Raw genomic sequence first — 26,216 nt, forward strand, 5'->3', positions numbered from 1 at the left:
AACTAGGGAATTTGGGGCCGCTGTCGCGTGGACTTGAGTTCCGAGCGCCGCTTCTTCGCTTCGAGACGGCGCCGCACCGAGCCGCGCGTCGGCTTCGTTTTCCGCCGCGGGGGAGGCGGTGGGGCGAGCGCCTCGCGCAACAAGATGGCCATACGTTCCCGCCCCTCGGCACGGTTGCGGACCTGCGACCGCTGCGTCGATGCGCTCACGGTGAGCACCGTGCCGTCCAGGCGGTGTTCGAGGTTGTGGAGGGCGCGGCGGCGTTGGGTGTCGGAAAGCGATGCGCATTCCGCGATGTTGATGGAGAGCTGCACCTTACTGTCGGTGGTGTTGACGCCCTGGCCGCCCGGGCCCGATGCCTTTGCGAACCGCTCCGACAGGTCAGCCGCGGCGACGACGAGGCCGCCGGGGATCCCTGGGCCGGGCGCGATGGTCAAGTCCTGCATGCCGCCCATACTACGTTCTTGCATCCTGCGTCAACCAACCTAGACCGCAGCCCAGTTGCAACGTAAGTCTCAGCGACCGACCTCCCGGTAAATCTCATCCATCGTGAACTTCCTACCGGAGTCAATCTCGACGGCTGAGCGAAGTTCCTGCAGATCTTCGATTCTTTCCGCAATGGCGGATCGAGCAAAACTCGGAAACAGCTACGCCCTCAGCACGCGCAAGCTTCGTTACGAGTGATGCTTCCTCGCTGCTCAAACGGATTCTCAGGAACATAACTGCTACCTATCTCGTGGAGAAAACCTCTATGCTTTCTTCTCGTCTCGACGGAAACGTAAACCGCGTCGCGTTGTGCGGGTTTCTGTCGCAGATTGATCTTCGTCGCCGGTCGACTCGAGCGCTTTTTGCTCCCCCCGCTCCCGTCGCGCTTCGATTTCTGCGGCCTTTGCAAGCAGCCGGTCGTCGTTCATGTCGCGAATTTTCTCGGTGGCTTTTTGCGCTTGCCCCACCGCCGATTGGCGGGCGCGGTTCGCGGCATCGATGGTGTCGCCCGCTAGCGACACCACAGATTGACGCCATCCTTGGACGTGGAGACGCTCTGCGTCCTCCACGCTCATCCGCAAATGCTGCGCAAACGCACTAATAATGTCGTGAATTTCGTTCGCGTGCGCGGTGATATGGCGAGCACGAATCGGGTTTGTCACCCAGACCTGATTGCTCAACTTGGCTGTCTCACGGATGGCTGTATCCATCTCGAGCAGACGTCGGGTGGTCGATTCCAATCGGTCCTTGCGCGCGTCGTGGATTCCCTCACGGTGAGAATCCAGCTGGCGAGGCTCAAACTCACTCACGTGGGCGATCTCCAGGACATACGTCCGATCGTGGAGGTAGATGCTTCGAGCGGCCACACCCAGCCAAAGCGGCAGATCGCCTTTCAGCCCAGCTAAGAAAGTTTCAAGTTTCTTGGAGTTGTTCTTCTGTTTCCGGAGCTGATCAACGGCATCATCGAGTTGTTCGATGGCGTAAGACTCGATGCCGTTGAGCGCCGATCCGAGGTGGTCGACCTTCGACCAAGTAGTTGCGGAGACACTACTGCTGCGTCGGTAAAGTTCGTCCGCTTCTTCAATCGTGTACTGGATACCCCCAAGCTGTGCCAGTGCATCAACCTTGCGCTGCCGGAGGAGAGTATCGAGCTTCTCATCGATGACCTCTAGATACTCCCTGATTTCAGCAATTGCTGCCTCAATTGCGGCCTGAGCTGCGATGCCAGCGGCGCCTGAAGCCATGGCGGGCGAAAACTTCACCTCTTGAAACGAGGTGTGTTTGAAGAATCGACTTGGATTGTCGGCGAGCCCAAGATCGCTTCGGCGTAGGACTCCAGGAACCGGTCCAGACGACGTGCGATGCTGGAGTAGCTTCGCAGTTTCGTCCGTTGCCTTGTAATACTTGCCGGATTTGAACTGCCGGTTGGAAATCGTGCTCAACACATTGTTAGCGCGGAAAAGCACTTGCGGTGACGCAGGCGAAAATGCGGGTGCGGAAGTGGCGGGGAAGCGATCTTCCTCGCTAAGGGTCAGCAGACCCTCTTCATCTGCCAGGAAAGCTAGGTCCTTGTTTGAAGTCTCCATAATCAGAAATTGTAGTCCTGGCGGGCTGCAAATTCGTCGCAAAGCACTTGCGCCTATCGCCGCGGCAGCACGACCTCTAGGTGTACTTCCCCGTGAGGTTGTGAACGCGGTCGGCTGGTGAGAGTCCCCCGATGGCGGTGTGGGCTCGGTGGTGATTGTAGTCATGTAAGAACGCTGCGTACGAATCCTCGCGAGCACTCTCACTGGCATACGGTCTCGCGTAGGCCCATTCGTTCATCAGCGTCCGGTTGAACCGCTCGACTTTCCCATTCGTCTGCGGACGGCGAGGCCTCGTCCGCTTGTGCCTGACCCCATCTCCGAGGGCTTGCTGGAAGTCTCCGGACCGGTAACAAGCCCCGTTATCGGTCATGACTGCTTCGATCGCGACACCGATACTGGTGAAGAACCTGTTCGCCCGCTTCCAGAAGCCTGCTGCGGTGTGTTTCTTCTCGTCATTGAGGATCTCGGAGTACACCAGCCGGGAGTAGTCATCGACGGCGTGATGCAGGTACCGATACCCCCGCGACGAAGGCTGCCCGGCACGCGCGGCTTTGCCCCGTGAGGACTGGACCTTCCGGTCCTGGCCCGATCCGCGGCCATGAGCCCGCCAGCCGCCACCGTCAGGGATGCGGCCAAGCTTCTTGATGTCGACGTGGACCAGCTTGCCAGGCTGATCGACCTCATACCGGTGAGGTGCCGGCCGGCGGACCGGCAGGCCGGTGGCCTGATCGATACAGTCCAGCTTCGGCATCCGGTAGCGGGCCAGGACCCGCCCGACGGTCGAGCGTGGCACGCGCAGGTGATAGCCGATCCGGTGCGGCCCCCATCGGCGGTTGAACCGCAGCGCGATGATCCGTCGCTCGGTACGTGCGCTGAGCCTGTTCGGGCTGTAGTGCGGACGGCTCGAGCGGTCAGCCAAACCGGTCCCTGCCCGATGCCGGCTCACCCAGCGAGACACCGTTGCCGGGGACACCTGGAAGCGTTCAGCAACGCGTCGCTGGGGCCAGCCGTGATCGACAACAAGACAGACGAGCCGGCGCCTACCCTCGATGGTCATCGGGGCGTTACGGTGTGTCATGGAAGACCTCCGGGTCAGGGTGCGTGTCGTTACCCACCTCGATACCGGGGGTCTTCTCTGACCTCAAATCCCGTTCACAACCTCCCGAGGAACTACACCTAGAGCAGGCGCGGTGGGAGAGCATCCTGACTAGGCGGCTAAGCCGAGGTCATCCTGTGGTTTCTCCACGTCGAAGATCCAGGAGACGCACTCTGCGAGATTGAAGCCGTAACCGCCGCCGAAGGTGCTGATGCGATCAGGCCCGTAGAGCTGCTCGAACGGGCAGGCCGTGAGATTCAGCGGCTCTGACATGACCTCGGTGACCTCGTCGAGGTCATCGGGCGGGTGCTCCAGCGGTGTCCAGTCGATGGTGACCTGCGTGTGTCCTGGGGACGCCAGGAGCAGATGGGTTTCGAACTTGCCGACATCCCGGCCGTCTGCGGTGAGGAAGACGAACCCGGTGCTTCCCTGCCGGGCTCCGGCATGCGGAGCATCGGGCGGAGTAGGTCGTCGGTGAGGCCGCGGAAATCGCCGGCTGCGGTTCCGAACACCCGGGCCCACGCGCTGCCGTCATCGAACAGGGTCCGGCTGGTCGCGAAGACATCGCGCACCGCCGACGCCCCGCCGTGGTCGAGCGGGTGGGCGTACTGGATCTCCGGCCACTCCCAGGCTAGACCGTGGGCCGCGAGGTCGACGGAGCGGCTGAAGGCGTTGTCGACGGCCAGCGGATGGAAGCCGGAGCACTCATCGTGGAGAAGTCCGGGGAGCGTTGCCTCCGCCGATCGGGCACCCCCGCCCGGTTGCGCAGCGGCCTCGAGCACGGTGACCTCGATGCCGCTGCGGGCAAGGGTGAGAGCGGCGGAGAGTCCGTTCAGACCGCTGCCGACGACGATCGCGGACGTCACTGCGGGCCGTCATTCACAGCTAGACCCCCGAGCCTCCGCAGCACCTGACAGAGCAGGATGGAACTCACACGGTGGTGTCGTCGGTGCGCGAGCGCTTTCCGGTGTCGCGGCGCCAGAAGTAGATGACGACGAGTGCGACGATGATGAGGATGCCGGCACCGAGGAGCTGCCGCCAAAGCTCTTCACCGGCGATGCCGAAGAACATGCTGACGACGGCGATGCCGATGACGATGAGAACGACGATCCATGCTGCGTTCTTCGTGGAGTAGGGACTCTTGGCCATGGTCGAACCTTTCGAGCGAGGGGAGCGGTACATGCCTGCCGGGATCACATGCCCGAACCGGGCGATACCTGCAATTTCCGTCACGGTCAGATTACACCCGGGCTTTGCCCCGTGAGGACTGGACCTTCCGGTCCTGGCCCGATCCGCGGCCATGAGCCCGCCAGCCGCCACCGTCAGGGATGCGGCCAAGCTTCTTGATGTCGACGTGGACCAGCTTGCCAGGCTGATCGACCTCATACCGGTGAGGTGCCGGCCGGCGGACCGGCAGGCCGGTGGCCTGATCGATACAGTCCAGCTTCGGCATCCGGTAGCGGGCCAGGACCCGCCCGACGGTCGAGCGTGGCACGCGCAGGTGATAGCCGATCCGGTGCGGCCCCCATCGGCGGTTGAACCGCAGCGCGATGATCCGTCGCTCGGTACGTGCGCTGAGCCTGTTCGGGCTGTAGTGCGGACGGCTCGAGCGGTCAGCCAAACCGGTCCCTGCCCGATGCCGGCTCACCCAGCGAGACACCGTTGCCGGGGACACCTGGAAGCGTTCAGCAACGCGTCGCTGGGGCCAGCCGTGATCGACAACAAGACAGACGAGCCGGCGCCTACCCTCGATGGTCATCGGGGCGTTACGGTGTGTCATGGAAGACCTCCGGGTCAGGGTGCGTGTCGTTACCCACCTCGATACCGGGGGTCTTCTCTGACCTCAAATCCCGTTCACAACCTCCCGAGGAACTACATCTAGGTACTTGTGCACGTAGCCGACCGCGATGACGGCGAGCGCCGCGAACGCGCCGATGACGGTCTCCGCGGTGCGGGCGAGCAGCATCGGCCAGATGGGGGGAGGCCTCGACCGTCTGCACCATCAGCAGGGCGGTCGGGGTGATGAAGCTGACGGTGATGGTGTAGTTGTGGGTCACGTACATCTCGGTGACGGACTGCAGAATCACAATCCACACGACGATCTGCCAGCCCTGCATCGGGGGGCAGCAAAAAGCCGGCTACCGCGATGCCAGTGAGGGTGCCCAGGACGCGCTCGATAGCGCGGTAGTACTGTGTTCTTTTCGTTTTCGTGATTACGAAATACCCTGTAAATACCTGCCGTTACCTGAAACGATACGGTTTCGTATTTTTGTGTTTTTTACGAAACCGCGCAGCGGACACCCCACCGTGCTCTCGCGGTACCGTCGTCGGAACCTTCTTGCGTGAATCTCTCCAGCAGCCCTACTACATGAAAAGTACCTACAAGTAACGCGCATCTTCCTGTGTCCTGCTGTTTCCCGAGTTGCTAGATGTTCCGGGAGCGATAGTGCCATGGCCGCATCCTGCGGTACTTCTCTGGATTTACCTACTGTCTTTCGCGGAATGGTTATTTACCAACGACACGTGGTGGAGTTCAAGTTCAACGTGTAACGCGAGCAGCCGCCGCCGGATTCTCGGTGGCGATTCCGGCCCGAACCTCGGGGACATTGTCGCGCTTCCTCATTTACGTGAGCTGCGCGACTCCGGCCAGCTCACCGCTACCCCCATCTTCGATAGCTTGAGCGAGCTCGACCACGACCATCTGATCTGGTGCACTGGTTTCCGTCCGGCCCTCAGTCCATTCCGCCACCTCATGCGCGGCCGCGAAACCGCGGTGACGAATCTGCATCTCGTCGGTTATGGCAACTGGACCGGCGACGCCTCGGCAACACTGATGGGTGGGGCCCTTTGCCAAACACACTGCCCAGGTAGTTGCGGACCGTGTCGATGAAGCTCGGCATCAAAAGTTTTGAGGCGACGCTTGGTCCCTGGGCAGCTCGATCCTTCCAAGATCCGCGCTGGAGAGCCAGCGTGCTGGGCGAAGGTGTGTCTCAGCGCTTCGCTCGCGCAGCCCGCAGGCCGTTCAAAATCACGATGACCTCGGCGACCTCGTGAACCAACACGACGGCGGCCAGGCCCAACACGCCGCTGATCGCCAGCGGCATCAACACGATGATGATGGCCAGAGACAGCACGATGTTCTGGTTAATAATCCTGCTGCCTCGACGGGCGTGCTGCAGCGCCTGCGGGATCAGTCGGAGGTCGTGGCCGGTGAAGGCGACGTCAGCGGACTCGATTGCGGCGTCAGAGCCGGTCGCTCCCATCGCTATGCCCACCGTCGCGCCCGCCAGCGCAGGAGCGTCGTTGATGCCGTCGCCGATCATCGCCGTCGGCGTCTTGGAGGAGAGTTCGGCGACGATGCTTGCCTTGTCCTCCGGGCGAAGCTCGGCGCGCACGTCGTCGATTCCGGCGATTTCAGCCAGCGCCCGGGCGGTGCGAGTGTTATCGCCGGTGAGCATGCTCACTTCCACGTCGTTGGCGTGCAGGGTCTGCACAGCTTCGGGCACCTCGGGCCGCAGCTCGTCGCGGACCCCGATCGCCCCAGAGAGGGCGTCATCGACGGTGACTAGGACGCAGGTCTGGCCCTCGGACTCCATGCGCTCAACGTCTGCCTTTAGTGGCCCGGCGTCGATCCACCGGGGGCTGCCCACCAGCACCCATCGACCTTCGACGGTGCCGCCGATGCCATGCCCGGCCTCCTCGCTGATGTCCAAGGCAGCGGGCGCTTCGGGCACTGCTGCCGCGATCGCCGCAGCAAGGGGGTGCGTCGATTGCTGCTCAACTGCCGCCGCGAAGGCAAGCACCTGCGCCCGATCGAATCCGTCTGCCGGGACCACGTCGGTAACCTCGGGCTGGTTGCGGGTAAGGGTTCCGGTCTTGTCCACCGCCAGGTGACGGATGCCGCCGAGCCGCTCGAACGCCGCGCCGGACTTGATGACCACTCCGAACTGGCTGGCCGCGCCGATCGCGGCCACGACCGTCAGCGGCACGGAGATTGCCAGCGCGCACGGCGACGCGGCGACCAGGACCACCAGTGCACGGGTGATCCACGTCTCGGGGTCGCCCAGCAGCGAGCCGATCACGCCGACCAGCACCGCGAGGATCATCACTCCGGGCACGAGGGGTTGGGCAATCCGGTCGGCGATCCGGGCGCGGTCGCCCTTTTCCGCCTGCGCCTGCTCGACCAGGTCCACGAGTGTGGTCAGCGAGTTGTCCGTTCCAGCTGCGGTCGTCTCGACCTCCAGCGAACCGGCGGAGTTGATTGCTCCCGCGGGCACTTCGTCGCCGGGCGCAACCTCCTCCGGAATGGATTCTCCGGTGATCGCTGAGGTGTCAAGGCTGGAGCGCCCAGACCGAATGATGCCGTCCGTGGCGATCCGCTCTCCGGGGCGCACGAGCATCAGCTCGCCAGCCACGAGGTCCTTCGCTGCGACCTCGACCGTCGTACCGTCGCGCAGCACCGTCGCGGTTTGCGGTACCAGCTTCAACAGTGCCCGCAGTCCGCCTTGGGCCCGGTCCATCGCCTTGTCTTCCAGCGCCTCGGCGATCGAGTACAGGAACGCTAGCGCCGCGGCCTCTCCGACGTAACCGAGGATTACCGCGCCGACCGCGCTGATCGTCATAAGCAAGCCAATGCCGAGCTTGCGGTTCGTGACAAGGTTCCGGATCGCTCCAGGTGCGAACGTATACGCCCCTAGCAGCAGGCCGACCCAGAACAGTACTGTCGCGGGTGTCTCTAGCCCGGACCAGCCCAGTGCCAGTCCTATGCAGAGGGCTACGCCGGAGAAGATCGGCAGTAGCAACTCGGGGTCCTTCCACCAGGGCCGATCGAGATCTTCGATCTCCGTGGCTGGTTCGTGTTCGCATCCACATGCTGAACTCATGCGTCCGCTCCTTTTCCGTCGCAGCCGGGCACCGAGCACTCAGGGTCGATGCACGGGGCGTTTTCGTCGACATCCAACGTCGCGTTCACTAGCGCGTTGAGCGCTGTCGCGAGGTGCGGATCGGCGATTTCGTAGCGTGTCTTGCGGCCCTCCGGCTCGGCGACGACGATGCCGCAGTCACGCAAGCAGGTCAGGTGGTTCGAGACGTTCGAGCGGGTCAGGTCCAGGTCGCGCGAAAGCACGGCCGGGTAGCTCGGGCCGTCGAGTAGGGTGATCAGGATTCTGGAGCGCGTCGGATCCGCCATGGCCCGGCCGAGCCGGTTCATGACGTCGAGGCGTGAAGAAATAGTCAGCATATGCTGAACTATACAGTATTCACTGAACTATTCAACACGCACTGAGCTGACGTTGGAGCGAAGAGCTTGCGACCTGCGGGAATTACAAGATGGGATAGCCGGTAACTGCGCCTTCGCTGTTCGGCCGCCAGCCCAGCGCAGGGGCGACGTGGGTGGCGAAGTTTTCCAAGATTTTCACGTTGACATCTACGCCCATGCCGGTCGGGATGGTGATGAGCAGGGTGTCGGCGGACACGACGGCGGCGTCGGCTTTGAGTTGCTCAATGAGCTTGTCTGGCTCGGCGGCGTAGGTGCGGCCGAAGGTGGAGGCGCCGACATCGGGAAGCATGCCCACCTGATCGGAGCCGGAGGCCTGCATGCCGAACAACTGCATGTCCGCGCCGTCGACGATGGGGAAGACGGAGCGGGACACCGACACGCGCGGCGTCCAATCGTGGCCCGCCTTCTTCCACGCGGCGCGGTAGCGGCTGATCTGATCCGCCTGGATTTCGCCCAGAGTCTCGGCGGTGGTCTCGGGAACAGGGTGGAGGACATCAGGTTCAGCCCGTCCTTGGCGGTTTGCTCGGCAGAAGCATGGGTGCCGGAGCCGTAGAAAATGTGCTTACGCAGCTCGGGCACCATGGGGAAGACCGGCAGGGCGAGGCCGGGCTGGAACATGTTGGGGTACTGCCGATCCAGCGGTGCGGCGGTGGCGAATCTGTTGCCGTCCACTGCAGCCATGAACGCCTCGAGGTGGGCTCGTGCCACGTCCGCGCCGTTGGGCGCTTCGCCCTTGTAGCCGAAGGCCTCCCAGCCGCGGTCAGCTGAATGCTGCAACTGAATTGGTCGAACTCAAAGTGGCGCCTAGTAACCAACTGGGAAAAACTCAGTGGCGACCGAGCAGGGCAGCGCAGTGTCAGAATTAGCAGCCAATGGCGCATTTGCTTCATCTGGGCCATTGCTGGGCCATGTGACGCGGAGATTGTCGACTGTCACTAGGAAGCGGAATGACAAGTTTTTACCCTCCGATTCATCCCGGGGAAATCCTTATGGAGGAATTCCTGGAACCAGCGGGTATTTCTCAGCATAAACTCGCAGTGTCTATCGGCGTTCCGCCTCGACGCATCAACGAGATTGTGCATGGCAAGCGCCGTATCACTGCGGACACTGCCTTGCGTCTCGGCCGTTTTTTGGCATGACGGCGCGGTTCTGGATCAACCTGCAGTCGCACTATGACTATGATGTAGAGAGTGAAACGATTGCTGATCAGCTTGAGTTGATCAAGCCGCACCAGGTTGCGTAAATCAGGAATGGAGAAGTTCATTCAGGACGGTTGGAACCATAATCGGCACTATCATAATCTGATTCTTGAGCAGTGCCAGCCGACAATGAATAGCGCCCTCGACGTGGGATGCGGTGAAGGTCTTTTGGCACAAGTATTGAGTGCCCGTGGTTTGACCGTGACAGGGATTGATGCCAATGATGATGTGCTAGCCACTGCGCGTCGGCGTGAGTGTGGAGTCAGATGGGTGCAAGGGGATGTGTTGACCCATGACTTTGGAGAACGGCAGTTTAATTTTGTTACTGCAGTAGCAACGGTTCATCACTTGCCGGAGTTTGAAGCGGCGCTGGCTCGGCTGCGCAGTCTAGTTTCCCCGGGTGGCACGTTGGTAATCCTCGGTTTAGCCAGGAGTACGACCACAGTCGACTTTGTCTACGATGTTGTCGGAGCAGTTCAGCACCGGTTCTATGCAAAGCTCCGTGATCACGTAGAAGATTCGGCACCCAAAAAGTTCGAGTTTCCCTTGACTTATCGGCAAGTTCGAACACAGGCACGCTCATGCTTGCCGGGGTGCTCTTTCCGGCGGCTCCCGTTGTTTCGCTACCTATTGGTGTGGAATCACTCCTGAGCGCGAGTAGAACGTTGCGCATGTTAACTACCAACGGGATTCGGTGGAGTTCAAACTCAACGTCTGGCTAGGCTTCGGGGCTGCCCACGCAAAACTCGTTGCCCTCCGGATCCTGCATTATGGTCCACACCAGGCCTGGCGCCTCGTGGGAGCTAAGTTCGATAGCGCCCAAACTTTTAAGACGCTCCACAAGGAGTTCGCGGTCAATCCCGCCGCCGTCGATATGTATGCGATTCTTGCCGGGCGTGGGATCCGAAACGCGCTGAAAACCTAACGCTGGGGTGGAATCGATCAAAACGAAGTCCCCATAATCTGCGGCGATCTCGCAGTTAGTTACCGCCGACCAAAACTTGGCTAGCTTGGAAGGATCGTGGCAGTCGAAGGTGACCTGGCGGATAGCGAAAGCTGGGTTACGCATAATCCGCAGCGTACCTGTGTTTCGTTGTTTCCGCTTGTTATCTACAAGCGAGTAAGAAACCCTGCAACGACACTCCATCGAGTTCAAGTTCAACGTGTAGCTAAGCCGTATTTTCTGCAATTTTCCGGCGATCTCTCTGCAAGAATCCCGGCGATCAGCGACGGCGTGCTGTGATGAGCACGTAGCCGGTCGTGGAGTTGACGCGTCCGGACGTGTCGGCATGAGATTCGAGGTGATCGCGCAATGCAGTCCACAACGCTTCTCGGTGGGGGCCTATATTCTCGGCCATCCATGCATGCGTTGGACTGCCTTCGCGGTATAGCCGCATACCGTCCTCAACGCTGTCGAAGGACCATTCCAGCTCGCGGTGCTCGATGTGGATGCTTTCGAACCACTGCGACAGACGCTCGTGTGCCACCTCGTCAATACCCCAGGCCATGTGCGGTGGGGTCTGCTTGGAGGAACCTGGATTGACCGCCTCCATCATTGCGTCTGTCATTGTGGCGAGGAAACCCTTTTGATTCCAGGCGGTCATCACAAGCTCGCCTCCCGGACGCAAAATGCGAGCCCATTCTGCCGGGCCGGCGATCGGGTCGCAGAACATTGATCCGAATGTGCTTGTTACCGCGTCGAAGGATGCGCCTGCAAGACCTGTTTTTTCGCCCAGTGCGTCTATCCACGTGGCGTTCGGCACGTTTTGCTTCCCAACCTCACGGATTCGGGCGGTCGGCTCGATAGCGGTCACGGTGTAGCCTTCGGCGACAAGCGCTGTGACGCCATCGCCATGCCCCGATCCGATGTCGACAACCGTTGCAGGGGTGGGCAAGCGCCCGGCCAATTCCTCGGCGACGAGTTCAGAGATCGGTCGTAGGCGTGCAGCTGTCGGGGCGTAGTCGCTGGCTGACCAGATATCGCTGGGGGAGCTCATGTTGCTCACCCTATCTGAAAAACGTTTTCTTTTGTCATGCAGCTGGCTTGGTCCATTCGATAGTGTGCCTGAACGCTAGTCGACGGCGGACGCATTCACCGGGAAAGTGATCGCCTGTTGCCCGGATTGTTGCTACCGCCAGTTTGACGCCACATAGAACCAGAAACATCGCAGTGAAGGTGCAGGCAAAGGCTGTCCACCAAATCCCATGGAAAGAAACAAAGCCGGTGAGGTGGTCATTTACTATGCCAACGGTCAGAACAGTGAACACTAAAACCACCATTGCAGCCGTTCCGGTGAGCGCGAATGCTTCGCCTATTTGAATTAGAATCCAGGACCTACTGGGCGCGCCTGCAAGGCGAAGCCCATGGATATCCCTTTTGATTCGGGCATGCATAATGAGCGAAGTCATTACGGCGCCCACGATACTGGGGGCAAGGACTGGACCAAGGACAACCACAAAAACTTGCCATGCCGACATTGAGCTCCCAGGCTCTGCGTCCTTGATTAATCGAAGCCCTGAACCCACACTGATGATGAGGCCTCCGAACAATACCCATGGAACGATGTGAGGCGAGGAAAACTTACGTCGGACGCGAACGTTGGCTCCTGCAATGCCGAGTACGCGTGTCCACTGGTCAAGAAAAGGGAGCAGCCAGGGCAGTAGTAGTGGTATGAGGATTGACATTCCCATCGCCCAGGCCAGTACATCACCTGTTTTCTCGATGTAAGCGCCTCCAACACTGCAACCAGCAATCGCGACCGCAGCAACCACGCTTCGGACTGTGATCCACCACGGATGTGCATCGGCCTGCGGGCGAAAAATCTGTCTTAGCGGTAAGAGTGCGCCAGCTACAGCGGCCCCACCACAAACAAGTACGACCCACATCACCACAGAGGCGTCAACCGATAGGTCAGGCATGGGGATACCATCACCACGAAGAGCTTCGACTGCTGGGTTTAACGCTGGGCGAATAAGTTGTGCCCCGATTAAAGAGGCAACGGCACTAACGAAGGCAACTTGGCCGAGTATGAGGAGGTTGATCATCCACCCAGGCATGCCGACCATGCGCCAACTCTGATAAATGGGTTGGTGTTCTTCGATGGTCAAACGCATCTGACTAAACGTGACTAGAACGATGGCACAGATCGACATGCCAAGGATCGTTCCGCCAAGGGGAATTGCATCGTTGCCACCCGCGGAAATCATCGAAATTGCCAGGCTACAGCTAGCGGAAGAAACGAGCATCGTAATTGAAATCGCAAGCCATGACAACCAATTCGACTGTAAGTCTTTAAGCCAAACAATCATGAGTTTCCGCTTCCAGGAGTGGCCAGAGATTCCTCAGCAAGATCAATTACGCGATCCGCATATGTGGCTGATCTTTGGGAGTGGGTAACCATTACCACTGTCGATCCAGATTGAGTTGCCGTTTTGAGGTGCCTTAACACCACATCAGCAGTCTGATCGTCGAGAGCTCCCGTGGGCTCGTCAGCAAAGATGAATGGTGCGTTAGCAAGCAGCGCACGAGCCACGGCTACACGCTGTTGTTGACCTCCAGAGAGTTGATGTGGCAGATAGTTTTCGAATCCTTTAAGCCCTAGTGAATTAAAGATTGTGTTGACTTGGGCCTTGGAGCAGCGGCGCCCACAGAACCTGGCGGTAAGCATGGCATTGCGCCTTGCCGTGAGGGATTCCAGCAGGTTGTAATCCTGGAAGACGAAGGCGCGGTCTGTACGGTTCGGAGCATTCACTGTGCCTGATGAAGGCTTGTCTAAGCCGGATAGAATTTTGAGCAGTGTTGTTTTGCCGCTCCCAGATGGGCCCATCACAGCGACAAATTCACCAGCTTTAATGCTCAATTCGAGACCGTCTAGCACCTTGTGCTTGCCGAATCGCTTCGTAAGGTTATGAGCCTGAAGTGCTCGCGAGGAGACTGGTGGGCTAGCCGATGTGGCGGTGGTGTGAATTCTTGTTTTTGATTGCTGCATACTCTCATCTGACCAACCACACATTATGGAAGCCATGTAGCCAACTACCTATATAACGGTAGAGCTGGCTCTACCGTTTTTCTCAAAGGCGACCACTAATGTTGAAATCGATGAAGACGTTGAAGAGTTTGGGTTGGAGTGCAGTGCTCGCGCTCCTTTTCGTACCTGGATTCGTTATCTCGTTGCTGCTGCTGCCGTGGATTCCCCTTGTTGCACGTGGGGCAGATTTTGTCTGCAGGCGTGGAGCGTTGTGGATGGGCGTGGACGTCCCGTACCGCAAAGCGAGCCGCTGGTTCGACTGGCCACAGTTCTTTCATCTGGTGATGCAGCTTGTGCTTGCTGCGGCTGCCTTCTTCACATGGGTTTCTTTGGGCTTCTTCGCAGGAGTACTAATTGCCATCCCATTCCTACCGGTCGGCGAGCTTTCTCTGGGCGAATGGTCCACCTCAAATCCAATTCTCATTTTTGTCGTTTCTTGGGGTGTGGCTGCCATTGCTATTGGTCTTTTGATGATCTTCTCGCGACTGCTTTCCGCGGCGTCAATAGCTGTAGTTCGGTTTGCGCTATCTCCCAGCGACAAGGAACTCGCTGCTTCTCGTGCCACTCTTATCGACGCTTTTTCTGGCGAACGCCGTCGCATCGAGCGTGAACTCCATGACGGGCCACAACAATATTTGACAGCGCTAAAACTCAACCTCGCTACTGCAAAATTGCATTACAAGAATCAGGCTTCCGCTGAAGTTATGGAGATAGCATTGGAGGATGCAGAACACAATGCCTCCCAGGCGCTACGCGCGTTACGTGCGACTGTGCGGGGAATCGCCCCGCAGGTGCTCTTTGACAGAGGGCTGATTGCAGCCCTTGAAGAGCTAATCGCACACGCAGGGGTCGACGCTTGTTTGCAGGTCGAAGGTAGCTCTTCGGAGTTGGACGAAACAATGGCGCTACTGGCCTACCACTGCGTTGCCGAAGCTTTGACGAATGCAACGAAACACGGCCAAGCTAAGCACGTTGACGTGAGGGTTGCCTTTTCGAATCGGCTACGAGTGTCTATTACAGATGATGGGGTGGGATTTATCGAGACCTCTTCAGAAGATTCACGTGACTTAAACGGTACAGGTATCGCAGGTTTGCGTGAGCGTGCTGCTGCACTTGGTGGAACGGTGAAACTCCAGAACATTAAGGATGGTGAAAGCTCGCTTAAAAGTGAATCTGGTGCGCAGTTAATTCTTGAACTGCCTCTGTCGGAATCCCCCAAATCAACCTAGTGGAGAATAGGGAGAATAGATTGAAGGTCTTGCTTGCAGAAGACTCTGCGTTGCTTCGTGCCGGGCTAGAACAATTACTAATGGCACTCGGGCATGAAGTCGTGACGGTGGTCGATGCGTCAGAATTGCGAAATGCCACGATGGCGAGTGATGAAAATGGGCAGAAATACGATGTAATTATCACCGATGTACGTATGCCTCCCACCATGACTGATGATGGCCTGCGTGCGGTATATGACCTGCGCAAACGGTATCCTTCCCAACCAGTTATGGTGCTTAGCCAGTATGTTGCGGCGAGCTACCTCGATCGGCTGTTGGAGCACGGCGGCTTTGGCTATCTTCTGAAGGAACGCGTCTCTGACGTGGATGAATTCGTTCACACTCTTGGCGAGGTTGCTCGGGGAGGAACCGTCGTCGATCCAGAGGTTGTATCTGCCCTACTTTCGGCGCGACGAACCGGCCTGGCTGCGTTAACTCCTCGGGAAAAGGAAGTCCTTGCGTTAATGGCTCGTGGTCTGAGCAACTCGGAGATCATGGATAAATTGGTGCTGACCGCAGGAGCAGTGAGCAAGCACGTTGCTAATGTTTTTATGAAGCTTGGGTTTGCACCCGAGGATGCTAATCGCCGTGTAAAGGCAGTGCTTGCTTGGTTGCGACATACGGAGCGATGAAGGCTAACGCCAACTAGTCGAGGATCTCCGGCTTATAGTCGGAGTTCTTGATCGTCACCGCTGTCGGGGGAGCTGACGGGTCCGTCGCGAAGGTCATGTTGTCTCGGTGCGCGATGACGCGGATTTTGTGCCCGACCATGGAGTCCCAGTTCATTTCGCTTGGCATACTGCTGCTACCAACGATGGCCCATGCGGGAGTTTGGGTGCCAATGCCTATCCCCAGCTTCGCCGTCACGGGCTTCTTCGGATCGAGCTTGATCGCGTAGTAGACCACGCTATCGTCCACGATGTCCGCCACTCGTGCGAAGTCCTCCGGTGGAGTCATATCGCTGAAGTGCACCTTCATCAGCTTGCCCTCTAGAGCCGTTTCATTCGGGGCCAGCTCGACCTTATCGGGCTTCGGAGTGCTGGGCGCTGTGGGTTTGGGGCGCTTCTTGGCTCCGTTGCCAGTGTTGTCTGTGTTACCTGTGTTGCCAGAGGCCTCATCTTCTTGCACTTCTTCCGAAGTGCCTTCTTGTCCTGCGGCGGCGGAAGTTTCGCCGGACTCCTTCGAAGGCTGAGCAGCGCTCGGCTCAGGCGGAGTCTCGTCATCCGAACAAGCTGCAAGCGAGAGAGCCGTCAACGCGGCAACGGAGAGTGCAACAAGGCGATTTCGCATGAAGCTAAGCGTACAACGTCGCCCGGTCCTGTCCAGGTAAAAACAGCAGAATCAGGCAGGTGGTTCGGCGAATTAACCTGTCACAATGGCGCGCGCCATGCGGTGCAGTGTTGCCATTGCTTGTTCGAGGTCTTCGGGAGTTTTTGCCATTTCTGACGCCCTTACCACCGCCGCATTCAGCAATCCGATGTCGATGGAGGAAACACCGGGGCAGAAGCTATCCACGATCTCCTTAAAACCAGCGTGCGATTTCTGCACCTTTTCCTCGGCGAACGCTTCCGGGAAGTGCTGGACCGCGCGGTGCTCGGCTACTGTCGTCTCCGTGATCTTCGGCATAGTGCCCTAGTTTACTACCCGCTTTTCGGCCTGCGTAGCTGCCTATTTGGATGTCTAGTTACCCAGTTGCCTAGTTGTCTTATGCCTAGTTGGAGGTAGGGCTCAAGCGCCCATCGACCAGCAACACCTGTGGGTCGCCGACGAGAGCTCGGGCGATGCCCACCCGCTGACGTTCGCCACCCGACAGACTTCCTGGGCGGTGCTTAGCTCGGGGCGTCATACCAACCTTCTCCAAAAGCTCCGCACCAGAGTAACGACCGTGTTTACCCATGACGCGCGCGGCGAGCTCCGGTTGTTCCTCAGCGGTGAGGGCGCCGGGCAGGCTGCCGGAGGATTGGAAGACGAAGCCGATGTAGTCCCGGCGAATGCGGGCTAGTTCCTTGTCATCGTATTTGGTGATGTCTTCGTCGCCGACTTTGACGCTGCCAGAGGCTGGGTTGGTCAGCGCTCCAGCAACGGCCAGCAGTGTGGACTTACCGGAACCGGAAGGGCCGACGACGGCGACGAACTCTCCGGGCTCGACGGTCAGGTTCACCTTGTCCAACGCGGTGATCTGGGAATCACCGTCGGTGTACCCCAAGCGAACACTTTGTGAATGACAAGATTTCCTGTTGGCTAGGGTTGGCTCCATGACTAACGGAACAGAACCGTCACTGCCTCTAGAGATCACGGAACAGTTGGGTGTGATCTCGGGGCAAAAGGTGGGTTATGCCCGGGTGAGCTCGAAAGATCAGAATCTTGATCGCCAGATTGAGCAACTCAAGGTGGAGAAGGTCTTCACCTATTACACAGATAGGGCTAGTGGTGGTTCACGAAAGCGGCCTAGTCTTGATGAAGTGATGCGGTATGTCCGTGCGGGGGATCAGCTTGTGGTCGCGTCGATGGATCGGTGCGCGCGGTCCTTAACGGATCTGTATGCCATTGTTGACGAGTTAGTCAGCAAAGGGGTGTCGGTGGAGTTCCTCAAGGAGGGACAGATCTACTCGAAGGACTCCACCCCGATCGCCAAGCTGATGCTCGGGCTGCTGGGTTCGGTGGCGGAATTTGAACGCTCAATCATTAGGGAGCGTCAAGCCGAGGGGATTGCTCGAGCGAGGGGTGTACAAAGGTCGTGCCCGCGCGCTTACTGCGGAGCAGGTTGATCAGGCGCATGCATGGGTGGATGCTGGTGTACCGAAAGCGGAAGTCGCACGACGTTTTGAAGGTAGGGCGAACAACGCTGTATAGCTGCTTTGGCAAGCCAACGCGAACTACGGATTTGGCTTAAGGAGACCATGGTCAGGTCGATCATATCGATAGCGGACTTGGATAATCTGACCTATTATAGCAGTAGTCAAACAGTATGGATTATCTTAATAGAGAAATCAAATAGAACCTAACGACCATGGAGAACCCTGCCAACAGGAGGACTTCGCCGACTAAAAATATGAGACCTCCGCCAATGTTAGGGCTATTGTCTGCCATGCTTTTAACAAGTACGACAGCCACCGCTCCAGCGGCAATGATCGCCCACCCTGTAGCGATTTTATTTGGGGCAATTACCGCAAGAAAAATGCCCAAAAGGGCAGAAATTGCCGAGATTATTACAAGAGATTGATTGAAGGAATCAAAAAACTGGCTCTCCGTACCGTAAGATGGGTCATAAAAAGGCATTATGATCCATCTTGATAAGCCAAACAGGGACAGAGAAATAAGAATAAGTTCAATGATCGGCAAGAAAAGAATGCGCTTTATCAAATTAATTATTCCTTAAAAATCATGAGGAGCATTCTTTACGACTTGATAGTAAACCTGGGCTACATTTCCGCACCGATACCTATCTACACTGTATTGTGAGTATACGCCTTCGCAGGTTAGCAATAGCTGCGAGTGGAACCTTTCATCACAAAATGATTGGGTCCTTTCTCCTCGAGAAACTGCCTGGTAGCACATATCATGAATAGCGCAAGGTCCTCTGAAATCTGCATTCTTTACTCCTCCAGAGTATTCATCAGGGCTAGATGTGCAGTAGTCGTTTAGATTTCCTCTATGCCAGTCATATACATAGTAGCTAGGGACTGGAATGATTGTCACTACCTCTTTTCCGCCCACTACACGAGAATCTCTAGTTTCTGCATTGGCGACAAGGTCATTTCGTGCGCCTATCTCCACATTCCCCCCACTAGCCAACTCAGGATAAAGAGCAACTAGTTTATCGTTAAGTAGCTTCTCTCCCACTCGTGTAGTGGCGGTGTTTCCTAGGTACACACTTAGATCCAGTCGACTTTTTGAGAAGTTTTGAACAACATTTCCTTTACTGTCCAAAAATTGTTCGGAAGTAGGGTATCCATAGATACCTTGCTCACGTCCGCTCGCTTCCCAGATCAACTGCTGTGCTCCTACAACGCTATGTGCTCCATATTGTGGGTGCCAGTAGATCTTCCCGCGGGTGAAGTTATGGAACCGTCCGATGCCGTCAGGGGTTTTTGTTTCATCACCTGTGGGGTAGCCAAGCGGGCCTTTTTCTGCCCCGGTTTGCACCCACTTGTCGTAGATCGCCCCGTGGATTGTGGCCAGTCCTGCCAATGAGCCGTAGATGTGGCCGTGCTCGAAGGATTGCTTACGCCCGATACTGCCAGACAGGCCAAATTCGTCAGTGGTGGGGTAACCTAGCGGTCCACGTTCCCATCCGATACGTGCCCAAGCGACAGAGAAGTGCGTGGTGATCGAATGAGCACCGGTATTAGGGTGCCAGTAGATGAATCCGTTGACGAACTCGTTGCGGCGCCCCACACCATCGGGAACCTTCAGTTCGTCGGATTTTGGCCAGGTTAGGAAGCTTTGTGGTCCGCCGAGGGAGTCGTACTTTTCGCGGATCTTTCCGCAGACCTTGAACGGGCTGGGCCAGTACGTTCGGCACGTATCGACAACGGCAAAAGTCTGGATCCCAGAGCGTGCCTGTGTGGCCTGTTCTTTAGCTTCTTGGACCTCGGCGCGGTTGGCCTGTTCTTTGGTGAAACCACCAGGGATTTCTTCTTTATCGGAACGCATCTGTCCTGGGATGACTTTGCTTTTGGGGTTGGTGGTGGGGTGCCAGTTTTTGCCCGCTTGGTTATCGACGTTGTTGTCGTCGAAGCCTGGTTCTGCCGGTTCGAGATCTTCGCGCCCGGGTGCGACGTAATCGGCGTTGTTGTCGGCTGGTGTGCTGGCGGCTGCTGGTGGTTGTGCGGGCTGAGCTTGCACGGTGGGGGTGAAGCCGATGCCGAGGGTGAGGGCGAATAGGAGAGTGGTGATAGTGCGAGATGGTCTGGCCATGGTGGGGCATCTTTCGCTGTGGTGAATGGTTAGAAATGAACTTAGCGCGAGATAGTTCCTTTGGGGATGAAAAATGGTTGAATAGTTGGGAAATCTTGTAAATATGCAGGAAGATTCCTGAAATTATTCTGCATGGCTGTTTGTCGACAGTCTATTCAGCGCTATATCTGTTCTTCTTATATATGGAATAGGTGAGCGGCCGGGAGAGGGGATGCGATGCGACGTGCCGTGAAAGAGATGCGAACTCCCCGGACTTTCCTCATATCCCGAGCCAGGCATACTCGGAGGCAATCGACGTGTGGCATTGTTCACCCCGATAGCCACGTATCCGGCAGCAGCCTCAAGTACTGCCCCCGCTTTCAAGCGGCGTCCGGTTTTCCCTTCCCCATCATCTGCACTACGTGTTCAGTGCCCAAGTCGATCAGTGCCGACAGATTATTAATCGCACTCGGGTTCGCGGAACGGAAGGCCTGCACGCGGTTCCTGACGCCTTTGCCAGGTGTAGCGGAGTCGTATTGGGCCTGGATTGAGAACACAGCATCGATAAGGGCTGTGCTGATCTCCTGGGGGTAACCACCGCGGTAGGCGGTGAAGTTTGATTCGGGGATGTGGCGGGTTGCGGCAATGACAGCGTCAAGCTGGGCCGAAGTTATGGTCATGCCTGTGAGATCTCCGTATCAGTGGTATTTGGTACGCCTACGTGGGCTGCATTGATCCCTAAAGCGAAGTAGTACTGTAGGTCACCGTGACGTCTTTAAGTTCCAGGGTCGGAACGTGCGGGGCGGGAAGATGCGAGGCGGGGCTCATCGGTTCTCTCCTAGGGCTGCAAGTGGGTTGGTGCGGGTGACGCGGACGACGGCAATCAACGCGCCGATCAGGCTAGATACGAAGAGGATCGCGCTGCCGCTGAGGACGGATCCGAGTTCGGTGGCGTAGGGCATGGCCGTGGTTTCCAGGAAGCTTTCGAGGCCGACGGCGATGAGTGCACCGACGATGACGGAGATTTCCTTGTACGCCTACGGGCTTATCTCTTCGCCCTTACATGCGCCAGCGTGGATTTCCTGCCAGACGTCGAGGGGCAGGTAGGCTGCGTCGACGTTGACGATGTAGCGGGTGAAAGCAGAGTCCGTCTGGGGGCCATCGGCGAAAGCGATGACGTCACTATCCATTGCCTTCAGGCCGGAAACACCGTCGTTAACCAATCCGGCTGTGAGGCCGGAGATGATGACGACCAGCAAGGACATGAGCGCCAACACGACGCTCATGAGGAGGAATCGGGTGCGCGCAAAAAGCATTTCGCGCAAGGCTAGAAACATGATGAAAAACCCTGGGGTTGAGGTTGGGGGAGGTGAGCGGTTGATCAGTCGCTACACAGGCTTTAGCAACAATGTGTTGCAAAGATAAAAACAGGGCGTTTCTAACAGCGGGTATTGAAAGTACCGCTGGTTAGTTAGAATGTAGGTACGTTGCTACAAAAGGAGGGTTCTCATGACTAGCGTGAGTGCGCGTGAGTTCAATCAGGATGTGAGTTACGCGAAAAGGAAGGCCAGTGAGGGGCCCGTTGTTATTACTGATCGGGGTGAGCCGGCCTTCGTATTGCTTTCCATTGATGACTACAGGAAGATCTCCGGCTCGAATAAAGGCTGGGTTTCGCGGTTGCAAATGGAAGAGGACATTGACCTCGAGGACGTAAGGATGGACTTCGAACCGCGGGTGCCCGAGCTATGAACTACCTGCTCGATACGAATGTGGTAAGCGAACTCCGGAAGCCGCCCGGGAAAGTAAATCCCAGGGTGTTTGAGTGGGTTAATGCGCAGATCTTGCACAGCCAATTCCTCTCTGCCATCACTATCTATGAGCTCAAGTTAGGTATCTCCCGAAAGAATCACATCGATCCTGTGCAGGGGCAGCGGCTGCAAAAGTGGTTCACTCAGGATTTACTTCCGCTGTTCGAAGGCCGGGTTCTTCCTCTTGATGAGCGAGTGGCTATAGAGGCGGCCAATTTGAATGTTCCGGATCCCCGGCCCCAGGCTGATCCATTAATTGCTGCCACCGCGCGTGTGCATGGGCTGACAATCGTGACTCGAAATCAGAAGGATTTTGAGCCGATGGGTGTGCAATATTTGAACCCCTGGGAGCTCTAGTCCACTAGCACTAAACCGCCAGCCCACGGTTGCGCCGCCACTGGCGGTACACCAGTGCAGTCACGGTTCCCGCGTACAGCATGCCCGTCACCACCAGAACCGCGTGCAGGCCCACCTGGACATACATCCAGCCGCCCAGCAGTGCCCCGCAGGCTAGCGCCATCCACAGAGCGAAGTAGCGTATCCAGTCGATGTGTGCCCCACCGAACAAAGCGGCCACGAATCGCTGCGACATCTTCACCAGCGTGCCGGTCATATATGTCAGCGAGATGCTCACCTCGCCATCGCGTTCGAACGTGGAGTTCATCGCACCCACGGTGAACGATAGACTGTACACCGCCAGCTGCTCGTGCCCCGTTAGTACCATCACCGATGCGAGCGTGGAGGTTGCACAAATAAACAACAGGATCACCTCACGAGTGCGCGTGCGTGGCAAATGCCTATGTCCCAGTTGGCTGATCAGAGCCCCAATTCCCACGCCGACCAAGAACAGCACCATCACGCCGCCCGCTGTCGCAGCAACCTCCCATTTCCCCGCGTTTACTGCCGCCGTCAGGCGCGTGGTGTTACCCGACATAAACGAAAGGAAGTACCCTCCCAAGTACAAAAACCCCAGCGTATCTACGAATCCTGCGATGGAGGATAAGTAGATAGCCAGTGCGTGTTCTCCGGTGCGGTAGCCTTTCATGGCGCAATCGTAGCAACCGGCGCCGTAGAAGCTCAGTAGACTGCCTCCGTTTTCTCGCGTCGGAGCTCGACTCAGAACGGCGGAAGCAATTCGATTCATCTGCAAGCTCTTGATCAGGCGGCTCGCGTGTGCTGGAGGGGTAGCGGAGCTGGTGTGCTTGTGCGGCCATGGCTCGCACTAAGTCGGCGTTGTCGAAACAAGCGGATCTCCCAGTCCCGGTTTAGTTCTTCTACCAGGGCTTGAGTTATCGAACTATGGCTGATCTTGAAGCCGAATCTTGGAAGCAGAAGCCGTTACGGCAAAGAATAGAAACTAGGGTGAAAGCTTAGGAAGCAAAATCCGGGGCACCATCTAAAGAATACTTTCTGCTACAATAGTAGTGAAATGGGTATATCCTTTCTAAACGTTGACATTGAATGGAAGTCATGATGGAAAAGTATAAACAGCGCTCCCCCAGGTAGTTTTGTTGGAAACGGAACAGGTGCTAACAAGTGGACGCGCCTCACACAATCGACGACGAACTTTCTAGCAAGTTTTTTGTTGGTTTTCACTATCACCTCTCCCGCAGCGGCTCAACAAACCCCTGAGGTTCTTTCCGATACGGAGAGCAATAATGCCAACTATGTTGCACCGGATCGTCAGGGGCTTGAGCCGACCGAGCCAGGGTTTGACGATAACACGGTAGATAATGACGCTGGCGCCGACTGGGAGCCGACCGAAAACCCGAAGAGCATGGTCATCCCAGGACAGATGCGCTCAGACCGAGAAACTGTGCCTGCTGGTTTCACAAAAGAGGAAGCCGATCTAGCTGAGATCCAGGAAGCTCAAGAGCAAGCTACTGCGCGTGGTGCCGAGCTGCAGGCTTTCGCAACGGTTGCACCGACGAATTGTCGAACCTACTGGCCGTCCACTTTTAAGGTTTGCGGCGAAATCCGTAAAAAATACGATTCGATGGGGGGACCGAACAGTTTTCTAACGTGGCCAAAGTCTAATGAACTCGGACTTCCAGATGGTGTGGGGCGTCGGAACGAATTCATCAATGGTTTTATTTACTGGCATCCTAGCTTTGGTGCACACCCAGTGACGACACACTTTTCAATCGCATGGGATCGCACGGGTTGGGAACGCGGCGCACTGGGGTACCCCACCACTGATGAGATAGCTTTGCCGGACGGCATCGGTCGTAAGCAGTCTTTCTCGAAAGGGCACATCTACGGGTCTCTTGCTGGACTTGGAACTATCAAAGGCGCAATCTACGACAAGTGGATGTCCATTGGGGCAGAAAAGGGAGTGTTGGGCTATCCAATAACTGATGAAACCATCACACCGGATGGAGTTGGCCGATTTAATCGGTTTACTGGTGGAATGATGTACTGGCACCCACAACACGGAGCACATAGTGTCAGAGGGTCAATCCTGGACAAATGGGCCAGGCAGGGGTATGAGAGAGGAGCGAGCGGGTACCCTGTCGGGGACCCAAAGGACGACGATACATTCAGAATCACCCAGCACTTCCAACGAGGGAGCTTGTCTGGATACGAAACACCCATTCCTGAGCTCGCCGAAGCTCTGGATCTGAGTGAAAAAGAGACGGACGAACTATACACACAACTCAGTGAAGACTTTCGCCGTCACCAGATTCCTTTGCGCAAAGGGTTTGAAGATGCTTACCAGCGTGCCAAAGAGTCTCTAGAGTTCACAGCCTTCGGATACAGCCCAGTTCCGTCCCAGACGAATCCCTACGCAACAAATCGCGCGTCGGTTCCTGGAACAGGTTGTGATGAGGCCGATTTCAAAGCGCCAGGAAACGAGCGAACTAATCGGGGTGATGTTTTCTACTCAAAAGCAGTAAGGGCTAAAGTGATTAACCATGGACACAATGGAATTTTCGTAAGCCAAGGAAATGCTGATCCGCGGAGAGTGTCTACCGTCGAAGCGGTGGGACCCGGTCAAGGAGTGCAGCTATTGCGAGGTGGGGAACGATTAGGTGTATGCCAGCCTACTTACCTTTCTGTCAAAACAGACAATGCTACTAGAAATAAGGCTGCTAGCTGGGCCGAGGGTAAAATTGGAAAGGGTTATAACAAAAACTTTGCACTCACGAGGATAGGGTATCTAGACAGAGACTCATATAATTGTTCTCAACTCGTTTGGGCTGCTTATAAGCATGCCTCAGGTGGCGGCTTAGACATAGGCGAAAGATACCCCTACGAGCGATATCAGGCAGGGGTATACCCTATGGACATCCTTCTCTCGCACAGAACAAGAGCGTTCAGCTAATGAGTAAGCGTAACGCTATTCTGATCCTACTGACACTAATCTTAGTGGCGGGGTCGTTTCTGTTGTGGAAATATATTCCAGCGACCCCAAGGATCACGGAATCTGGATCAGAAGAAGCTCAATACATAGGAATTTCAACCGAAACAAACGGACCTCTGACGCCAACCGATAGAAACAATATTTTCTGGACTTCGGAATCAGGTGAAGGTGGCGTATATTACTCCACAGTGCCCGTATATTTCCCATCGCTCCTTAGGGTAGGTAATGGCTTCGCCTCTCCCGATAAGGATTCAATCATCCTAGTAGATCAAGATCTCCACGAAAAAAGAAGCTTCCCGGTGCCTGGACTAGGTACAAGTACGCAAAGTGCTTCAGCAAATTCACGTAACTATATGCACGGAGTTTTCTTATTCAATACGGGCGACTCCACCTCTTCCAATTCTAGAAAAGTGGTCGCAGTGAGTTCAGGTGGGGTGCGGAGTATAGACCGCGAGAATTACCTAAGCGCGCTTACGGCTTGCAATAATGGAACCATAAAATGGATTGAATTCTTTCCTCGGGATAAGGAATCTATAGACGATAAGGGTACGGCACAAATAGTTACTTGGACTCCTGACGGAGAAATTGAGACTTCCGATATTATTTGGGACTTTCAATACGAACCGGGTCACGAGAATCAGCTAGCATGCGACTCGTCTTCCAATGTAATCATCAGTGAAGATAACAACGGAAAACCAGTGTCGCTTCTTTTGAAAAGTCTAGGTGAAAAGACAGAAGTTGAGGGCAAGGTTGATCTTCCGGAAATTCCGCCGCCCGCAATGGCAAGGTTCTCTAAGGTTATTCAAGGTACTCTGTATTCGTTAGATAAAGATAATGCGTTAACTGCTGTCGATATCCGAACAGGAAGTATCAAATACAGAGAAACGCTTGATGTTAAAGGCCCTTCGCCAGTCTCCGTAACTTTCGAAAACGATATAGCCTATCTGGTTGTTCGTCCAGATCGCTTTGAAAACAAACAAGCTGTATTGCCTGTGGACTTAAAGAACCCACAGTGCGTCGGGGAGGTGGTTCCTCTTATGGGGTATGATGAGACTTCTCAAAAATCGAGACTGGAAAGACTGGGAAACTCTTTTATGGTAGCTACAAGCGTGCTCCCTATAGATGTAGATAGAAAACCTATTTGCCGGTAGGTGCTGTTTAGGCTGAGCGCTATTTGAAATAGCCTGGCTTTTGTGTCGTTTAG

At 56.6% G+C, this 26,216-nt stretch carries 27 protein-coding genes and 6 pseudogenes; 9 read left to right on the forward strand and 24 right to left on the reverse strand.

Translation table 11 applies throughout. From position 1 onward, the window contains the following. Positions 1–2 precede the first annotated feature (2 nt). From arfB to ACKFRT_RS00750, 12 genes and pseudogenes are all read right to left on the reverse strand, one after another. The gene (arfB, locus tag ACKFRT_RS00695) at positions 3–446 is read right to left on the reverse strand and encodes an alternative ribosome rescue aminoacyl-tRNA hydrolase ArfB (RefSeq protein WP_408925391.1); all 444 of its coding nucleotides are present in this window, start codon (positions 444–446) and stop codon (positions 3–5) included. Between the two features lie 303 nt (positions 447–749). Further along, on the reverse strand, positions 750–2,072 hold the full coding sequence (locus ACKFRT_RS00700; RefSeq protein WP_408925392.1) for a hypothetical protein: 1,323 nt from the start codon (positions 2,070–2,072) through the stop codon (positions 750–752). A 76-nt stretch (positions 2,073–2,148) separates the two neighbouring features. Continuing rightward, a complete protein-coding gene (locus ACKFRT_RS00705) occupies positions 2,149–3,150 on the reverse strand; it encodes an IS481 family transposase (protein ID WP_070777553.1) in 1,002 nt (333 codons plus the stop codon). Between the two features lie 129 nt (positions 3,151–3,279). Continuing rightward, complete coding sequence (locus ACKFRT_RS00710; protein ID WP_408926131.1) at positions 3,280–3,690, reverse strand: hypothetical protein; 411 nt, start codon at positions 3,688–3,690, stop codon at positions 3,280–3,282. A gap of 170 nt (positions 3,691–3,860) precedes the next feature. Then, positions 3,861–4,034 (reverse strand): annotated as a pseudogene (locus ACKFRT_RS00715) (FAD-dependent oxidoreductase); the annotation flags it as partial. A 64-nt stretch (positions 4,035–4,098) separates the two neighbouring features. After that, positions 4,099–4,317, reverse strand: a complete 219-nt coding sequence (locus tag ACKFRT_RS00720; protein WP_108871150.1) for a hypothetical protein — start codon at positions 4,315–4,317, stop codon at positions 4,099–4,101. Positions 4,318–4,417: 100 nt separating this feature from the next. After that, positions 4,418–4,948, reverse strand: a pseudogene (locus ACKFRT_RS00725) (helix-turn-helix domain-containing protein); the annotation flags it as partial. Continuing rightward, positions 4,935–5,285 (reverse strand): FUSC family protein, encoded by a 351-nt coding sequence (locus ACKFRT_RS00730; protein WP_408925393.1) that lies wholly within the window; start codon positions 5,283–5,285, stop codon positions 4,935–4,937. The gene ACKFRT_RS00730 and the pseudogene ACKFRT_RS00725, both read right to left, overlap by 14 nt. Before the next feature lie 506 nt (positions 5,286–5,791). Beyond that, on the reverse strand, positions 5,792–5,956 hold the full coding sequence (locus tag ACKFRT_RS00735; protein WP_408925394.1) for a hypothetical protein: 165 nt from the start codon (positions 5,954–5,956) through the stop codon (positions 5,792–5,794). A gap of 202 nt (positions 5,957–6,158) precedes the next feature. Further along, entirely contained in the window at positions 6,159–8,051 is a 1,893-nt protein-coding gene (locus ACKFRT_RS00740) for a heavy metal translocating P-type ATPase (protein ID WP_408925395.1), read from the reverse strand. Next, a complete protein-coding gene (locus ACKFRT_RS00745; RefSeq protein WP_408925396.1) occupies positions 8,048–8,407 on the reverse strand; it encodes an ArsR/SmtB family transcription factor in 360 nt (119 codons plus the stop codon). The genes ACKFRT_RS00740 and ACKFRT_RS00745 overlap by 4 nt, the downstream gene beginning before the upstream one ends. A gap of 82 nt (positions 8,408–8,489) precedes the next feature. Beyond that, positions 8,490–9,211 (reverse strand): annotated as a pseudogene (locus ACKFRT_RS00750) (alkane 1-monooxygenase); the annotation flags it as partial. 224 nt (positions 9,212–9,435) lie between these two features. On the opposite strand from ACKFRT_RS00750, the pseudogene ACKFRT_RS00755 reads away from it, so the two are divergent. Together ACKFRT_RS00755 and ACKFRT_RS00760 are read left to right on the forward strand one after the other, a co-directional pair. After that, positions 9,436–9,689, forward strand: a pseudogene (locus ACKFRT_RS00755) (HigA family addiction module antitoxin). 7 nt (positions 9,690–9,696) lie between these two features. Continuing rightward, positions 9,697–10,296 (forward strand): class I SAM-dependent methyltransferase, encoded by a 600-nt coding sequence (locus ACKFRT_RS00760; protein WP_408925397.1) that lies wholly within the window; start codon positions 9,697–9,699, stop codon positions 10,294–10,296. 67 nt (positions 10,297–10,363) lie between these two features. Here ACKFRT_RS00760 and ACKFRT_RS00765 read toward each other — a convergent pair whose 3' ends face one another. The 4 genes from ACKFRT_RS00765 to ACKFRT_RS00780 form a co-directional block, all read right to left on the reverse strand. After that, positions 10,364–10,714: a VOC family protein gene (locus ACKFRT_RS00765; protein WP_408925398.1), complete on the reverse strand. Its 351-nt coding sequence runs from the start codon at positions 10,712–10,714 to the stop codon at positions 10,364–10,366. A 154-nt stretch (positions 10,715–10,868) separates the two neighbouring features. Beyond that, positions 10,869–11,642: a class I SAM-dependent methyltransferase gene (locus ACKFRT_RS00770; protein ID WP_408925399.1), complete on the reverse strand. Its 774-nt coding sequence runs from the start codon at positions 11,640–11,642 to the stop codon at positions 10,869–10,871. A 34-nt stretch (positions 11,643–11,676) separates the two neighbouring features. Further along, a complete protein-coding gene (locus ACKFRT_RS00775; RefSeq protein WP_408925400.1) occupies positions 11,677–12,954 on the reverse strand; it encodes an ABC transporter permease in 1,278 nt (425 codons plus the stop codon). Then, the gene (locus ACKFRT_RS00780) at positions 12,951–13,523 is read right to left on the reverse strand and encodes an ABC transporter ATP-binding protein (RefSeq protein WP_408926111.1); all 573 of its coding nucleotides are present in this window, start codon (positions 13,521–13,523) and stop codon (positions 12,951–12,953) included. Before ACKFRT_RS00780 ends, ACKFRT_RS00775 begins: the two co-directional genes overlap by 4 nt. A 209-nt stretch (positions 13,524–13,732) precedes the next feature. Between ACKFRT_RS00780 and ACKFRT_RS00785 the strand changes: the two genes are divergently transcribed. Next, complete coding sequence (locus ACKFRT_RS00785) at positions 13,733–14,902, forward strand: sensor histidine kinase (protein ID WP_408925401.1); 1,170 nt, start codon at positions 13,733–13,735, stop codon at positions 14,900–14,902. Between the two features lie 20 nt (positions 14,903–14,922). Continuing rightward, positions 14,923–15,573, forward strand: a complete 651-nt coding sequence (locus ACKFRT_RS00790; RefSeq protein WP_408925402.1) for a response regulator — start codon at positions 14,923–14,925, stop codon at positions 15,571–15,573. Positions 15,574–15,586: 13 nt separating this feature from the next. Here ACKFRT_RS00790 and ACKFRT_RS00795 read toward each other — a convergent pair whose 3' ends face one another. The 3 genes and pseudogenes from ACKFRT_RS00795 to ACKFRT_RS00805 form a co-directional block, all read right to left on the reverse strand. Further along, the gene (locus ACKFRT_RS00795) at positions 15,587–16,231 is read right to left on the reverse strand and encodes a hypothetical protein (RefSeq protein WP_408925403.1); all 645 of its coding nucleotides are present in this window, start codon (positions 16,229–16,231) and stop codon (positions 15,587–15,589) included. A 72-nt stretch (positions 16,232–16,303) separates the two neighbouring features. Next, complete coding sequence (locus ACKFRT_RS00800; protein ID WP_408925404.1) at positions 16,304–16,567, reverse strand: hypothetical protein; 264 nt, start codon at positions 16,565–16,567, stop codon at positions 16,304–16,306. Between the two features lie 112 nt (positions 16,568–16,679). Further along, positions 16,680–17,198, reverse strand: a pseudogene (locus ACKFRT_RS00805) (ABC transporter ATP-binding protein); the annotation flags it as partial. Between ACKFRT_RS00805 and ACKFRT_RS00810 the strand changes: the two are divergent. After that, a complete protein-coding gene (locus ACKFRT_RS00810) occupies positions 17,197–17,709 on the forward strand; it encodes a recombinase family protein (protein ID WP_408925405.1) in 513 nt (170 codons plus the stop codon). The pseudogene ACKFRT_RS00805 and the gene ACKFRT_RS00810 overlap by 2 nt on opposite strands. Before the next feature lie 205 nt (positions 17,710–17,914). Here the strand turns inward: ACKFRT_RS00810 and ACKFRT_RS00815 are convergent, their stop codons facing one another. The 4 genes and pseudogenes from ACKFRT_RS00815 to ACKFRT_RS00830 form a co-directional block, all read right to left on the reverse strand. After that, the gene (locus tag ACKFRT_RS00815) at positions 17,915–18,304 is read right to left on the reverse strand and encodes a hypothetical protein (protein WP_408925406.1); all 390 of its coding nucleotides are present in this window, start codon (positions 18,302–18,304) and stop codon (positions 17,915–17,917) included. Between the two features lie 12 nt (positions 18,305–18,316). Continuing rightward, on the reverse strand, positions 18,317–19,861 hold the full coding sequence (locus ACKFRT_RS00820) for a hypothetical protein (RefSeq protein ID WP_408925407.1): 1,545 nt from the start codon (positions 19,859–19,861) through the stop codon (positions 18,317–18,319). A gap of 359 nt (positions 19,862–20,220) precedes the next feature. Further along, positions 20,221–20,520: a hypothetical protein gene (locus ACKFRT_RS00825; protein WP_293818868.1), complete on the reverse strand. Its 300-nt coding sequence runs from the start codon at positions 20,518–20,520 to the stop codon at positions 20,221–20,223. Positions 20,521–20,664: 144 nt separating this feature from the next. Beyond that, positions 20,665–21,177, reverse strand: a pseudogene (locus ACKFRT_RS00830) (hypothetical protein). Between the two features lie 172 nt (positions 21,178–21,349). On the opposite strand from ACKFRT_RS00830, the gene ACKFRT_RS00835 reads away from it, so the two are divergent. Further along, positions 21,350–21,589, forward strand: a complete 240-nt coding sequence (locus ACKFRT_RS00835; RefSeq protein ID WP_408925408.1) for a type II toxin-antitoxin system Phd/YefM family antitoxin — start codon at positions 21,350–21,352, stop codon at positions 21,587–21,589. Then, the gene (locus tag ACKFRT_RS00840) at positions 21,586–22,005 is read left to right on the forward strand and encodes a type II toxin-antitoxin system VapC family toxin (RefSeq protein WP_408925409.1); all 420 of its coding nucleotides are present in this window, start codon (positions 21,586–21,588) and stop codon (positions 22,003–22,005) included. The genes ACKFRT_RS00835 and ACKFRT_RS00840 overlap by 4 nt, the downstream gene beginning before the upstream one ends. Positions 22,006–22,015: 10 nt before the next feature. Here the strand turns inward: ACKFRT_RS00840 and ACKFRT_RS00845 are convergent, their stop codons facing one another. Continuing rightward, a complete protein-coding gene (locus ACKFRT_RS00845) occupies positions 22,016–22,792 on the reverse strand; it encodes a YoaK family protein (protein WP_408925410.1) in 777 nt (258 codons plus the stop codon). 441 nt (positions 22,793–23,233) lie between these two features. On the opposite strand from ACKFRT_RS00845, the gene ACKFRT_RS00850 reads away from it, so the two are divergent. Then, entirely contained in the window at positions 23,234–24,973 is a 1,740-nt protein-coding gene (locus ACKFRT_RS00850) for a hypothetical protein (protein WP_408925411.1), read from the forward strand. After that, a complete protein-coding gene (locus ACKFRT_RS00855) occupies positions 24,973–26,163 on the forward strand; it encodes a hypothetical protein (protein ID WP_408925412.1) in 1,191 nt (396 codons plus the stop codon). The genes ACKFRT_RS00850 and ACKFRT_RS00855 overlap by 1 nt, the downstream gene beginning before the upstream one ends. Positions 26,164–26,216 lie beyond the last annotated feature (53 nt).

Origin of the sequence: Corynebacterium jamesii (assembly GCF_046097395.1) — a bacterium.
GTDB lineage: Bacteria > Actinomycetota > Actinomycetes > Mycobacteriales > Mycobacteriaceae > Corynebacterium.